This window comes from Desulfococcus sp. (assembly GCF_041737845.1).
Lineage (GTDB): Bacteria > Desulfobacterota > Desulfobacteria > Desulfobacterales > Desulfococcaceae > Desulfococcus.
Genome location: NZ_JBGSQX010000063.1, coordinates 1 through 14,144, shown reverse-complemented (window position 1 = coordinate 14,144; position 14,144 = coordinate 1). Strand labels below are relative to the sequence as shown.

The 14,144-nt window shown below is 57.1% G+C and carries 13 protein-coding genes and 1 tRNA gene; all 14 read left to right on the top strand.

All coding sequences use genetic code 11. The features are described 5' to 3' along the window. On the top strand, window positions 1-430 hold a 430-nt coding region (locus ACEW8N_RS06845), incomplete at its 5' end, for an EF-Tu/IF-2/RF-3 family GTPase (protein WP_373499056.1). Window positions 431-448: 18 nt separating this feature from the next. Continuing rightward, on the top strand, window positions 449-598 hold the full coding sequence (gene rpmG, locus ACEW8N_RS06840; RefSeq protein ID WP_373499055.1) for a 50S ribosomal protein L33: 150 nt from the start codon (window positions 449-451) through the stop codon (window positions 596-598). 64 nt (window positions 599-662) lie between these two features. Further along, window positions 663-738: transfer RNA gene (locus tag ACEW8N_RS06835), tRNA-Trp, on the top strand. Window positions 739-831: 93 nt separating this feature from the next. Further along, complete coding sequence (gene secE / locus ACEW8N_RS06830) at window positions 832-1,215, top strand: preprotein translocase subunit SecE (RefSeq protein WP_373499054.1); 384 nt, start codon at window positions 832-834, stop codon at window positions 1,213-1,215. Between the two features lie 14 nt (window positions 1,216-1,229). Continuing rightward, entirely contained in the window at window positions 1,230-1,760 is a 531-nt protein-coding gene (gene nusG, locus ACEW8N_RS06825; protein ID WP_373499053.1) for a transcription termination/antitermination protein NusG, read from the top strand. Between the two features lie 81 nt (window positions 1,761-1,841). After that, a complete protein-coding gene (rplK, locus tag ACEW8N_RS06820) occupies window positions 1,842-2,264 on the top strand; it encodes a 50S ribosomal protein L11 (RefSeq protein WP_373499052.1) in 423 nt (140 codons plus the stop codon). A 102-nt stretch (window positions 2,265-2,366) separates the two neighbouring features. After that, window positions 2,367-3,071: a 50S ribosomal protein L1 gene (gene rplA, locus ACEW8N_RS06815; protein WP_373499051.1), complete on the top strand. Its 705-nt coding sequence runs from the start codon at window positions 2,367-2,369 to the stop codon at window positions 3,069-3,071. Window positions 3,072-3,303: 232 nt separating this feature from the next. After that, window positions 3,304-3,819, top strand: coding sequence for a 50S ribosomal protein L10 (gene rplJ, locus ACEW8N_RS06810; RefSeq protein ID WP_373499050.1), 516 nt, complete (start codon window positions 3,304-3,306; stop codon window positions 3,817-3,819). A gap of 59 nt (window positions 3,820-3,878) precedes the next feature. Then, complete coding sequence (gene rplL, locus ACEW8N_RS06805) at window positions 3,879-4,265, top strand: 50S ribosomal protein L7/L12 (RefSeq protein ID WP_373499049.1); 387 nt, start codon at window positions 3,879-3,881, stop codon at window positions 4,263-4,265. A gap of 121 nt (window positions 4,266-4,386) precedes the next feature. Next, complete coding sequence (gene rpoB, locus ACEW8N_RS06800; RefSeq protein WP_373499048.1) at window positions 4,387-8,523, top strand: DNA-directed RNA polymerase subunit beta; 4,137 nt, start codon at window positions 4,387-4,389, stop codon at window positions 8,521-8,523. Between the two features lie 46 nt (window positions 8,524-8,569). Next, window positions 8,570-12,940, top strand: a complete 4,371-nt coding sequence (rpoC, locus tag ACEW8N_RS06795) for a DNA-directed RNA polymerase subunit beta' (RefSeq protein ID WP_373499047.1) — start codon at window positions 8,570-8,572, stop codon at window positions 12,938-12,940. A gap of 104 nt (window positions 12,941-13,044) precedes the next feature. Continuing rightward, on the top strand, window positions 13,045-13,416 hold the full coding sequence (gene rpsL / locus ACEW8N_RS06790) for a 30S ribosomal protein S12 (protein WP_373499046.1): 372 nt from the start codon (window positions 13,045-13,047) through the stop codon (window positions 13,414-13,416). A gap of 22 nt (window positions 13,417-13,438) precedes the next feature. Next, a complete protein-coding gene (rpsG, locus tag ACEW8N_RS06785; RefSeq protein ID WP_373499045.1) occupies window positions 13,439-13,909 on the top strand; it encodes a 30S ribosomal protein S7 in 471 nt (156 codons plus the stop codon). 110 nt (window positions 13,910-14,019) lie between these two features. Beyond that, a partial coding sequence (locus tag ACEW8N_RS06780; RefSeq protein ID WP_373499011.1) for a GTP-binding protein occupies window positions 14,020-14,144 on the top strand: 125 nt, incomplete at its 3' end.

Below are 14,144 nucleotides of genomic sequence, written 5' to 3'. Positions count from 1 at the left end.
GAAGACGGTGTGTACGGGTGTGGAGATGTTCCGGAAGCTTCTGGACGAAGGCCGGGCCGGGGACAACGTGGGTCTGCTGCTCCGGGGCACGAAGCGTGACGAGGTGGAGCGGGGCCAGGTCGTGGCAAAGCCGGGGAGCATTACCCCGCACACGAAGTTCGAGGCGGAGGTGTACATCCTGAGCAAGGAGGAGGGCGGGCGACATACGCCGTTCTTCACCGGCTACCGTCCCCAGTTCTATTTCCGGACGACCGACGTGACGGGCATTCTGACCCTGCCCGAAGGCGTCGAGATGGTCATGCCGGGTGACAACATAAAGATCACCGGGGATCTGATTACGCCGATCGCCATGGAAAAGGAGCTCCGGTTCGCTATTCGTGAAGGCGGCCGCACCGTGGGCGCAGGCGTCGTGAGCGATATTATTGAATAGCACTAAAGGAGTTTTCCCGTGAGAGTGAATATTACACTGACATGCACCGAGTGTAAGCAAAGAAATTATATGACCACCAAGAACAAGCGGACGACGCCGGACAAGCTGGAACTCAAAAAATATTGCCGATTTTGTAAAAAGCATACGCCTCATAAGGAAACCAAATAGCAGGACCGTCGCCTGATCCAACAGACGGATCATACCGGTTGCTTTACAGGCAGGTGCTTCGTGCAGGCCAGTAGCTCTAATGGTAGAGCGTCGGACTCCAAATCCGAATGCTGGGGGTTCGAGTCCCTCCTGGCCTGCCAAAATCACGTGGATATTTTATGGCGCAAGCTCAAGGCGTAGACAGGCCGCTTTGGCCGGTTAACTCTTTGAGCTTTCCATATTTTAGGAGCATAATGGGACGGTTACAGAGGACGAAGAAAACAGAGAAAAAAAAGAAGCCGGGTGAAGTCGGCGAATTGACGCCGGTGGCCGGCGAGGAAGTCGCCGAAACAACGGAAAACGCCGTTGCCGTGGTTTCCACTCCAGACACCCAGAAGAAAAAACAGCCGGTGCCTCAGAAGAAGCCTTTAACCGTGCCGATGAAGATCGGCTATCTGGAAAATTGGATCCAGTTTCTGAGGGAGTCGAAGGCTGAGCTGAAAAAGGTCACCTGGCCTTCGAAGAAGCAGACCATCGGGTCGACGGCCGTCGTGATAGTTCTCGTCGTGATTATCTCTTTGTTTCTCGGTTTAGTGGACATGACGCTGTCAAGCTTGATGCATATCGTGCTTCAGTAAATACGGAGAAAAAAATGGCGCTAAAATGGTACATCGTCCATGTATATTCAGGGTTTGAAAATAAGGTCAAGAAATCCCTGGAGGAGCGCGTCGCCACCTCTCCGCACGCGGAAAAGTTCGGCGAAATTGTCGTGCCGACAGAGCAGATCGTCGAGCTTGTAAAGGGGAAACGGAAGACATCCTCCCGCAAATTTTATCCGGGCTATATCCTGGTCCGGATGGATTTGGACGATGAAACCTGGCACATTGTGAACAACACCGATAAGGTCAGCGGTTTCCTGGGCGGTCGCGAAAAGCCCATGCCGATCTCCGATGAAGAGGCCGGAGGCATCCTCAATCGGATGCAGGCCGGCCAATTGAAGCCCAAACCCAAATTCTATTTCGAGGCCGGCGACGACGTCCGGGTGATTGATGGGCCGTTTACCAACTTCAACGGCACCGTGGAAGATGTGAATCCGGACAAAGGGAAGATAAAGGTCCTGGTGAGCATATTCGGGCGTTCCACGCCGGTGGAACTGGATTTCGTACAAGTGACAAAATTATAAGCAGGTTGGGCGGTTAGGCGGCTTGCTTGGGCCGGAGGCCTGATCCCCAAAAACGCCTTGATCAGGAGTAGATAGAGAAAGATGGCTAAAAAGGTAATCGCACAGATTAAGCTGCAGGTGACGGCGGGTAAAGCCAATCCGTCCCCTCCGATCGGTCCGGCTCTTGGACAGCACGGTGTGAACATCATGGAATTCTGCAAGACCTTCAACGCGCGAACCGCCAATGAAGAAGGAATGATCATACCGGTTGTCATCACCGTCTATCAGGATAGGTCCTTTACCTTCGTGACCAAAACACCGCCCGCCTCCGTTCTGCTGAAAAAGGCGGCGAAAATCGCCAAGGGCGCCAAAGATCCGAAACGCGACAAGGCAGGAAAGGTGACGCGTGCGCAGGTGGAGGAAATCGCCAAACTCAAAATGCCGGATTTGAATGCATACGAATTGGAAGCGGCATGCAAAATCATCGAAGGCACCGCAAGGAGCATGGGGATCGAGGTCGCTTGATCGCCAGGGATCGCGGATAAATGATCCATGCCCTGGCAAGTGGGGACACGGGCTTCAGGAACATGGATCATCAGGATAATGGATAAGGAGCAAGGATAAACGATGCCGAAGCGGGGTAAAAAATATTTAGAGGCAAAGAAAAAGTCGAATCCTGGCGAGCTTCTCGGGTTCAAGGAAGCCGTTCAGCAGGCGATTGAAACATCATTCGCAAAATTCGACGAAACGTTCGACATTGCCGTGCGGTTGGGGGTTGATCCTCGGCATGCGGACCAGATGGTCAGAGGAACGGTCGTTCTGCCCAATGGAATCGGGAAAGAGGTGAGGGTTCTCGTTTTTGCCAAGGGGGAAAAAGAGAAGGAAGCGGAAGAAGCCGGCGCCGATTACATCGGAAATGATGAGTTGATCGAAAAGATCAAGAACGGCTGGTTTGAATTCGACAAGGCGGTGGCGACCCCGGATATGATGGGACCCGTCGGGAAGATCGGCCGTCTGCTGGGGCCGAGGGGGCTGATGCCCAACGCCAAGACCGGAACCGTCACCTTTGATGTGAGCAAGGCTGTCAACGAACTGAAGGCCGGCAAGATTGATTTCCGGGTTGAGAAAGCCGGGATCGTTCATGCGCCCATGGGGAAGGTCTCCTTTGGAACGGAAAAAATTTTGCAGAATGCCGTTGCTTTTCTGGAAACCATCATGCGCCTGAAGCCGTCGGCCAGCAAGGGAGCCTATATCCGGAGCATTGCCGTATCGACGACCATGGGGCCCGGGGTCAAGGTGGATACGGCTTCCCTGAAGGAACTGGTGAAATAGCACGATTGTCAAGGAACGGCGGGCGGAGGCTTTCCCCCGGTGTTTTGATTTCATGATCAAGAACTTCATTTGAAGATAAAATCCTGTCAAAGACCGTAGGTATACAAATTCTGGTTTTCTGCTGATTTTGTATTTAATCGACGTGATCGGCCTGCTGAGACAGTAGCTTTCCAAGTTTACTTACCTCTGGTTTTGAACAGGCACGAAAGGAGGTGTGAAAAAAAATATGCAGATGGACAAAAAGAAGGCGATCGTAGAAGAGCTTCACGAAAAGTTCTCGAAGTCAAAAATCGTTATTTTGACCGACTATAAAGGGCTGGATGTGAAGGCCGTCAGCGACTTGAGAAGAAGGCTGAACGAGATCAACGCCGAATTCAGGGTCGTCAAGAATACCCTTTTGGCAAGGGCTTCTGAAAATACCTACGTTGAACTCATCAAAGAGGATTTCAAGGGCCCCAGCGCCGTCGCCATGAGCTATGGCGATCCGGTTGCCCCTGCGAAGGTCGTTACGGAATTTGCAGCCGGCAATGACAAGTTCGAGGTCAAGTTCGGCGTCCTGGGGGGCAAGCGGCTGGATGTCGCGGCGATCAAGGCACTGTCTTCCCTGCCGTCTCGGGAGGTGCTGCTCGCGCAGGTGCTTTCGGCGATGAACGGCGTCTCGACATCGTTTGTTCGAGTGCTCAATGCGGTCCCGCAGAAGCTGCTGTATGCTTTACAGGCCATCAAAGAGCAGAAGGAATCAGTCTGATAAACATTCGTACCTGTTAAACCAGAACACGGTTTGGCCAATTTGGAGGATAAGTAAAAATGGCGGATACTACAAAAGCAGATGTAATTGAATTTATAGCGAATATGTCGGTTCTCGAACTGTCTGAACTGGTCAAGGAACTCGAAGAAAAATTCGGCGTCTCCGCCGCTGCGCCGGTGGCGATGATGGCCGGCGGAATGCCGGCCGAGGCGGCAGCGGCCGCGGTCGAAGAGCAGACGGAATTCGATGTCATTCTGTTGTCTTCGGGCGACAAGAAGATCCAGGTGATCAAGGAAGTGCGCGCCATCACCGGGCTCGGCCTGAAAGAGGCCAAGGCCCTGGTGGACGAGGCGCCCAAGCCCGTGAAAGAAGGCGTGCCAAAGGATGAGGCCGATAAGATCAAGGCCCAACTGGAAGAGGCCGGCGCCCAGGTCGAAATTAAGTAAATCAACTCATCCAACTTTCACATCATCATTTTTTACATCAGCGACAATGGGATGAAAACATGGTTATGGGTTTCATCCCATTGTCGCCGTTTCAGAATACCCATTATTCATTGGAGACGATATGACGGGAAAGCCTTTGGCGGCTACCAAACGCATACGGAAAAACTTCGGGAAAATTAAGAAGATAATCGGCATTCCGGATCTTATCGGGATGCAACGAGAGTCTTACAGACGTTTTCTGCAGATCGACGTTCCACCGGAAAAGCGTGAGGATATCGGGTTGCAGACCGTGTTCAAGTCGGTCTTCCCCATCAAGGATTTTACCGGGAGCGCATCCCTTGAGTTCGTTTCCTACCGTTTCGCGGAAACGAAGCATAGCGTTGAAGAATGCATTGACCGTGGCATGACCTATGAACTTCCTGTTCGCATCACCGTCCGTCTGGTGGTTTATGACATCGACAAGGAGACGGGGGTCTCCAATATCCGGGACATCAAGGAGCAGGAAATCTATTTCGGCACCATTCCGCTGATGACCGAGAAGGGCACCTTCATCATCAACGGGACGGAGCGTGTGGTCGTCAGTCAGCTCCACCGGTCTTCCGGCGTGTTTTTCGATCACGACAAAGGCAAAACCCACTCCAGTGGAAAAGTCATCTACTCCTCACGGATTATCCCGGTGAGAGGATCCTGGATCGATATGGAAGTCGATCCCAAAGACATCGTCTACATCCGCATCGACCGACGCAGGAAATTTCCGGTAACCCTCCTCTTCAAGGCCTTCGGATATACGACCGAGGACCTGCTGTCCTATTTCTACGACACCCAGAAGATCGAGATCGAAGGCGATGGGTTCTACAAGGTTTTCGAGGACAATGCCTTCAAGGGGCAGCGGGCCTCCCAGGACATCGTTATTCCCGATACCGGCGAGGTGGTGGTCAAGAAGGGCCGGATCTTCACCCAGCGGGCCATCCGTCAGCTCAAGGCCGCCGGCGTCAAGCGGATTCCCATCGGCATCGACGACATCCTGAACGGGTATTTCTCCTTCAACGTCTACAACCCCGAAAACAGAGAGATCATCGCCAAGGCCAATGATCCCGTGGACGACGAGGTGTTGAAAGAGATCGCCAGGGTGGGGATCACGCGATTCGAACTGCTTCTGATCGACGGGGTAAGCACCAGCGATTCGATCCGGAAGACCCTCCTGCTCGACAAGGTCGAGGCCAAAGAGGATGCCCTGATCGAGATATACCGGCGGCTTCGTCCGGGCAACCCCGCAACGCCGGAGGTCGCCCAGGACTTCATCGATCACCTCTTCTTCAAGTCGGCCTATTACGACCTTTCGGGCGTCGGCCGCATGAAAATCAACCTGCGGCTGGGCATCGACACCCCGGTCGAGGTGCGGACCCTGCGCAAGGAGGACATCCTGCTCACGACCAAGACCCTGGTGGAACTTCGGGATACCCAGGGCGTGGTGGACGATATCGATCACCTGGGCAACCGCCGGGTGAGGGCCGTGGGCGAGCTTCTGGAAAACCAGTACCGCATCGGCCTGGTCCGCATGGAGCGCGCCATCAAGGAGCGCATGAGCCTCCAGGAGGTCGACGCCCTCATGCCCCACGACCTGGTCAACCCCAAGCCGGTCTCCGCCGTGGTGAAGGAGTTCTTCGGGACGAGCCAGCTCTCCCAGTTCATGGACCAGACCAACCCCCTGTCGGAAACCACCCACAAGCGCCGCCTGAGCGCCCTTGGGCCGGGGGGCCTGACCCGTGAGCGGGCCGGCTTCGAGGTCCGCGACGTTCATCCGTCCCATTACGGCCGCATCTGTCCCATCGAGACGCCGGAAGGGCCCAACATCGGATTGATCGTCTCCCTCAGCACCTACGGGCGGGTGAACGACTACGGCTTCATCGAGACGCCCTATCGGGTCGTCAAGAATGCCACCGTCACCGACGAGGTGCGCTACCTGAGCGCCTTCGAGGAGAAGAAGCACCCCATCGCCCAGGCCAACGCCCCCATGGACGAGAACAAGAGCTACGTCAATCCGAAAGTGACCTCCCGCGTGGCGGGTGAGTTCGAGATGGTCGATAGGGAGAACATCGAATTGATGGATATTTCCCCGAACCAGCTTGTGAGCGTTTCCGCGTCGCTGATCCCGTTCCTGGAGAACGACGACGCCAACCGCGCCCTCATGGGTTCCAACATGCAGCGCCAGGCCGTTCCGCTCATGCAGAGCAAGGCGCCCCTGGTAGGCACCGGGATCGAGGCCGTGGTGGCGAAAGACTCCGGCGTGGCCATCGTGGCCAAACGCGACGCGACGGTCCTGGATGTGGAGGCTTCTCGCATCCTGCTGCGGTACGCTGAGTCCGACGATGTGTCGGAAAAGGTCGTGGAACCCATCAACCTGTCCAAATTCGTACGGTCGAACCAGAATACCTGCTTCAACCAGCGGCCCATTGTCCACAAGGGGCAGCGGGTCAAGGCCGGCGAGATCATCGCCGACGGGCCTGCTACGGAGAGCGGCGAACTGGCCCTGGGCCAGAATGTCACCGTCGCCTTCATGCCTTGGGGGGGCTATAATTTCGAGGATTCCATCCTGGTGAGCGAGCGGCTCGTCCGGGACGGCGTGTATACCTCCGTGCATATCGAGGAGTTCGAGGTCGTCGCCCGGGACACCAAGCTCGGGAAGGAGGAGATCACCCGGGACATTCCCAACGTCGGCGAGGATGCCCTGAAGAACCTGGACGACAGCGGGATCGTGCGGCTGGGCGCCGAGGTGAATTCCGGGGATATCCTGGTCGGCAAGGTGACGCCCAAGGGGGAAACCCAGCTCTCTCCGGAGGAGAAGCTGCTCCGGGCGATTTTCGGTGAAAAGGCCGGCGATGTGAAGGACACCTCTCTCAGGGTGCCCCCCGGGGTTGAAGGGATCGTCATCGATGCGAAGGTCTTTTCCCGGAGGGGCGTCGAAAAGGACGACCGGACCCGCTGGATCGAAGACGAAGAGATCTCCCATTTCGAACGGGACAAGGACGACGAAATCGCCATCATGGGGGAAGTGGTCTGGGAGAGGATCGCGAGGCTGGTTGTCGGGCAGAAATGCTCGGTCCCCCTCAAGAAGGGCAAGTCGGTTCTGATCCCGAAAAACGTCGAGATCACCCAGGAGATGCTTGACGGCATCACCCCCCTGTCCCAGCTTGAAGGCATCGTCCTGGAAGACGTGGATGTCACCGACCAGGTTCACGGCATTCTGGACCTCTACAACGAACAATGCGAACGCTGCCGCCTCAATTTCGAACAGCGGGTGAGCCGGTTCGAGAAAGGCGACGATCTTCCTCCCGGTGTCATCAAGATGGTGAAGGTCTACGTCGCCATGAAGCGGAAGCTCTCCGTCGGAGACAAAATGGCCGGCCGCCACGGCAACAAGGGCGTCGTATCCAGAATCCTTCCTCAGGAGGACATGCCCTACTTTGTCGACGGCACCCCGGTGGACATGGTGCTGAACCCCCTGGGCGTCCCCTCGCGAATGAATGTCGGACAGATCCTGGAGATTCATCTGGGGCTGGCTGCCAAGGTGCTTGGCGACCAGGTCGCCGCCCTGATCCGGGAAAAGGATATCGATGCCCTCAGGAAGAAGCTCAAGCGGATTTTTTCAACCGAAAAAATGGATGCGCTGAGCGACGGGGAGGTCCAGATGATCGGCGAGATCGACCAGATGGGCGAGGCGACCCTGATGGCGTTCGCGTCGTTTTACAAAGACGGCGTTCATATGGCCACACCGGTGTTTGACGGTGCGAAAGAGAATGAGATCAAATCGCTGCTGGTGGAAGCGGGGCTTTCCCGGACGGCGCAGACGACCCTGCATGACGGACGCACAGGGGAGCCCTTCAGAGAGAGAATTACCGTCGGAACCATGTACATGCTGAAATTACACCATCTGGTCGATGACAAAATACACGCACGGTCCATTGGACCTTACTCCCTGGTCACCCAGCAGCCCCTTGGCGGCAAGGCCCAATTCGGCGGCCAGCGGCTGGGCGAGATGGAGGTCTGGGCCATGGAGGCTTATGGCGCGGCGCATGCGCTTCAGGAATTCCTGACGGTGAAATCGGATGATATGGCCGGCAGGACGAGAATGTACGAGAAAATCGTAAAAGGACAGAACGTCCTGGAACCCGGTATCCCCGAATCTTTCAAAGTTCTGACCAAAGAATTACAAAGCCTGGGGTTGGACGTCACCCTCATGCAGAACGACAACGTATAGACTCTTTTCGTTTTGCTTAATGCCTAAGGATTTAAGGGGGATCAATTTGGAAACGCTATACGATTTTTTTGCAAAACCCATGGACCCGAAGAACTATATAGGGGTCAAGATCGCCTTGGCGTCCTCGGAACAGATACGGGAATGGTCTCATGGTGAAATCAAAAAGCCCGAGACCATCAACTATCGGACCTTCAAACCCGAGCGCGACGGCCTTTTCTGCGCCAAGATTTTCGGTCCAACCAAAGACTATGAATGCAACTGCGGCAAATACAAACGCATGAAGCACCGGGGCGTCATCTGCGAAAAGTGCGGCGTGGAGGTGATCCAGTCCAAGGTGCGGCGGGAGCGCATGGGGCACATCGACCTTGCAACCTCCGTGGCCCATATCTGGTTTTTGAAGAGTTTGCCGAGCAAGATCGGCAACCTGCTGGACCTGACCCTCAAAAACATGGAGAAGGTCCTCTATTTCGACAGCTACATTGTCGTCGATCCCAAGGATACCGGCCTGACCATGGGCCAGCTGCTGACCGAGGAGAAATATCGCGAGGCCCGGGATCTATATGGATATAAGTTCGACGCCGGCATCGGCGCCGAAGCCGTCAAGGTGCTCCTGCAGGGGCTGGATCTGGAGAAGCTGCACCGCGAACTGAGGGAGGACATCAACACCACGACCTCCCTGGCAAAGCGGCAGAAGCTCTCCAAGCGGCTCAAGATCGTGGACGCGTTCCGGAAATCGGGCATCAAACCGGAGCAGATGATCATGGACGTCATCCCGGTGCTGCCCCCGGACCTCAGGCCCCTGGTGCCGCTCGAGGGCGGGCGGTTCGCCACCTCGGACCTCAACGACCTCTACCGCCGGGTCATCAACCGGAACAACCGGCTCAAGCGCCTGGTGGATCTCAACGCGCCCGACATCATTGTCCGGAACGAAAAGCGGATGCTCCAGGAATCGGTGGACGTCCTGTTCGACAACGGTCGGCACGGCAGGGTCATCACCGGCACCAACAAGCGCCCCCTGAAATCATTGAGCGACACCCTGAAGGGGAAACAGGGGCGCTTCCGCCAGAATCTCCTGGGAAAACGGGTGGACTATTCCGGCCGAACCGTCATCACCACAGGCCCCAACCTGCGGCTGCACCAGTGCGGGCTCCCGAAGAAGATGGCCCTCGAGCTGTTCAAGCCCTTCATTTATTATCGGCTGGAGCAGAAAGGCCTTGTCTCGACCGTCAAGAGCGCCAAGAAAATGGTTGAGCGCGAGGTCCCGGAGGTATGGGACACCCTGGATGAGGTCGTCCGGGAATATCCCGTGATGCTCAACCGGGCGCCGACGCTCCACCGCCTGGGGATCCAGGCGTTTGAACCGACCCTGATCGAGGGAAAGGCGATTCAGCTTCATCCCCTGGTCTGCACGGCGTTCAACGCAGATTTCGACGGCGACCAGATGGCCGTGCACGTGCCGCTGTCCGTGGAATCCCAGATCGAGGCGCGGATACTGATGCTCTCCAGCAACAATATCCTTTCCCCGGCCAACGGAACCCCCATCATCGTCCCCAGCCAGGACATCGTTCTGGGGATCTACTATATGACGCGGGAAATCCCGTTCTCCAGGGGGGCCGGAAAGCGCTTCGCCAACGTCGACGAGGTGCGCTCCGCATTCGACGCCGACTCGATCGACCTGCATGCCAAGATATCCGTCCGCATGGACGGACAGATGGTCGAGACGACGGTCGGTCGGGTGCTGCTCTGGGAGATCATCCCCAAGGACAGCCTGATCAAGATGCGCCACCTCCAGACTGCGGACAAGGAGACCGCGAAGAAGGCCCTGGCCGAGATCAAAAACGGCGCAGACTTCGTCGCCATGGTAAGGCAGTATTCAACGGGCACCGACGCGGAGGCCGACGGCATGCTGGGCCTTCTCAGGGAGGACGAATTCCAGCGGATTTTCACTGCCAGGCGGGGGGATACCGAGGATGTGTTCGCGCTGTCGGAGGGTGGGGTGACCGACGTCATCTATGCCGACGGCGCATACCATATCTTCAAGATCCTGAGCAAACGCCCCGACATCCCGTTTGAAACGGTCAACGCCGTCATGGACAAGAAGACGCTCCGGGCACTGGTCGACAAGGTCTACCGAAATCTGGGGGCCAAGGCGACGGTCATCCTCTCGGACCGGCTGAAGGACATCGGCTACAAATACTCCACACTGGGCGGCCTTTCCATCTCCATCGACGCCATGATCATCCCCGAAAAGAAGGGAGAAATCCTCAAGCGGGCCGATGAACAGGTGACGGAGATCGGCCGTCAGTACACCGAGGGGTTGATCACCCAGGGGGAAAAATACAACAAGGTCGTCGATATCTGGGCCAAGGCGACGGACGACGTGGCCAATGAAATGATGGACGCCATGAAAAAGGCCCCCCTGGTCGACGATGATGGGAATCCCCGCCTGGACAAGGACGGCCGGCCCATCCTCATGGAGGGTTTCAACCCGGTCTTCATGATGGCCGATTCCGGCGCCCGGGGCAGCAAAGACCAGATGCGGCAGCTTGCCGGCATGCGCGGGCTGATGGCCAAACCGTCGGGGGAAATCATCGAAACCCCCATCACGGCCAATTTCCGCGAAGGCCTGTCGGTGCTGCAATACTTCATCTCCACCCACGGCGCCAGAAAGGGTCTGGCCGATACGGCGCTGAAAACGGCGAACTCCGGTTATCTGACCCGGCGCCTGGCCGACGTGGCTCAGGACTGCGTGGTCATGGAGCCCGACTGCGCTACCACCCGGGGGGTCGAGGTGGAGGCCCTGATGGAGGGCGGCGAGATCATCCAGCGGCTGGGAGAGCGCGTCCTGGGCCGGACGGTCGCCGAAGAGAACGTCCGGGACCCCTACACGGACGAGATCCTCGCCAACATGGGCGATGAAATTGACGAGGCCGTGGTGGCCAAGATCGAAAGGGCGGGGCTCACCAGACTGAAGATCCGGTCGGTGCTGACCTGCAACAGCGGCCAGGGGGTATGCGCGGCCTGCTACGGCAGGGACCTGGCGCACGGTAGGCGGGTGGAGGTCGGCCAGGCGGTCGGCATCCTGGCGGCCCAGTCCATCGGCGAACCGGGGACCCAGCTCACCATGCGCACCTTCCACATCGGCGGCACCGCCAGCCGGCGCGTCGAGCAGGCGGACATCCGGGCGCGCGTGGAGGGCAACATCCAGTTCATTGATGTCAATGTGGTCAAAAACGCGGACGGCGAGCTGATCGTCATGGACCGGCAGGGGGGCGAATTCGCCATTCTGGGCAAGACCGGCCGCGAACTGGAGCGGTTTCCGGTGATCTACGGCGCCCATATTCTGGTCCAGGACGGCCAGGAAGTGAAGCCCGGAGACCTTCTGGTGACATGGGACCCCTTCACGACGCCCATCATCACCGAGGTGGACGGCATCATCCGGTACGGCGATATCGCGCTGGGAAAAACCCTTCAGGAAAAGGTGGACCCGGTAACGGGAAAATCGAGCCGGACGATCATCGATTCCAAATTGGCGGAGGTGCGGCCAAGTATCTCCATCAAGGGGCCGGACGGAAAAAAGATGCGGTATCCGCTGCCGGTGGAGGCCATCCTGCTTGTGGACGAGGGCGACTCGGTCAAGGCGGGCGACGTGCTGGCGAAGCTGCCGCGCGCCACCACCAAGACCAAGGACATCACCGGCGGTCTGCCGCGCGTCGCGGAGCTTTTCGAGGTTCGAAGGCCCAAGGAGACGGCCGTGCTGAGCCGGATCGACGGATACGTGTCCATCGCAAAAGGCCCCAAGGGGAAGCAGAAGGTTACCGTGACCCCTGTGGACGGCGGGGAAATCGAAGAGTATCTGATCCCCCGCGGCAAACACATCAACTTTTACGAGGGGGATTACATTCGGGCCGGCGAACCCCTTATTGCCGGCTCCGCCATCCCCCAGGACATCCTGACCATCAAGGGCGAGGTCGCCCTGGCCCGGTATTTGGTCAACGAGGTGCAGGAGGTGTATCGTCTCCAGGGCGTTCGCATCAACGACAAGCACATCGAGGTGATCGTCCGCCAGATGATGCGGCGGGTCAAAATCAAAGAGGTGGGAGATACGGAGTTCATCATCGAGGAGCAGATCGACAAGAGCCTCTTTGACGAAGCCAACAAGGCGGTCAAGGCCAAGGGTGGAAAACCGGCTGCGGCGGAGCCGCTGATCCTGGGGATCACCAAGGCCTCCCTCAGCACGGACAGCTTCATCTCGGCGGCGTCCTTCCAGGAGACGACCAAGGTTCTCACGGAAGCCGCCATCGCCGGTGCGGAGGACTACCTCAGGGGGCTCAAGGAAAACGTCATCATGGGGCGGATCATTCCCGCGGGAACGGGATTCCCGTCCTACGGTGACCTGGAAATCGATTCCGCGTAAAACGGGATAAAATATCTTGACATGGTTTTTTAATCTGTATATAAAAAAGAATTTTGTCATGTATTACAAAATTGGTGATTTCGATTAGGAGATAGGGGTTTTTTATGCCGACCATAAACCAGTTAGTGCGAAAAGGCAGACAGAAGATCAGGAAAAAGACCAATACGCCGGCCTTGAAAGGCGCGCCCCAGAAGCGTGGGGTTTGCACCCGAGTTTACACCTCGACGCCGAAAAAGCCGAACTCCGCTCTGCGAAAGGTTGCAAGGGTGAGGCTGACGACGGGGATCGAAGTGACCGCGTACATCCCGGGCATCGGTCACAACCTCCAGGAGCATTCCGTCGTTCTGGTTCGGGGAGGTCGCGTCAAGGACCTTCCCGGTGTGCGATATCATATCGTTCGAGGCACCCTGGATACGCTGGGCGTGGAAGACCGCAGGCAGGGACGGTCGAAATACGGTGCCAAGAAACCCAAATAACATAGTGGAAATGGTGTGACGTATGCCAAGAAGAAGAGAAGTTCCCGAAAGAATCGTAGCCCCGGACCCGAAGTATGGCAGCAAGCTTGTCGCAAGGTTCGTCAAGTCAATCATGCACGACGGCAAGAAAAGCGTCGCCGAGAGGATACTGTACCAGGCCCTCACCATCATCGAGGAAAAAACCAAAGAGGCGCCGCTGAAGGTATTTGAGAGCGCCATGGAGAACGCTAAGCCAACCATCGAGGTCAAGTCGAGGCGGGTCGGCGGCTCGACCTATCAGGTGCCGACCGAGATCCGGCCGGCGCGGAGGACAGCCCTGGCGATCCGATGGATTATCGATTTTTCGAGAAAACGGTCGGAAAAAGGGATGGCCAAGAAGCTTGCGGGCGAACTGCTGGACGCCTCCAACAACCGGGGGTCTGCCGTCAAGAAGAGAGAAGATACCCACAAAATGGCCGAGGCCAACAAGGCGTTCGCTCATTTCCGCTGGTAGCCGACGTGCGTGGTGCCGGGGTGATCAGCCGACATCATTCAGGGCCAACCGCCGTTCGTGAATACGCAAGGTAAGAAAATAATCCCGGTTTGAGGGGGAGGACGATTAAGATGGCGAAAGAAAAGTTTCAACGAAAAAAGCCGCATGTGAACGTAGGGACGATCGGTCACATCGACCACGGGAAGACGACGTTGACGGCGGCGATCACGAAGATGTGCGGGTTGAGGGGCCAGGC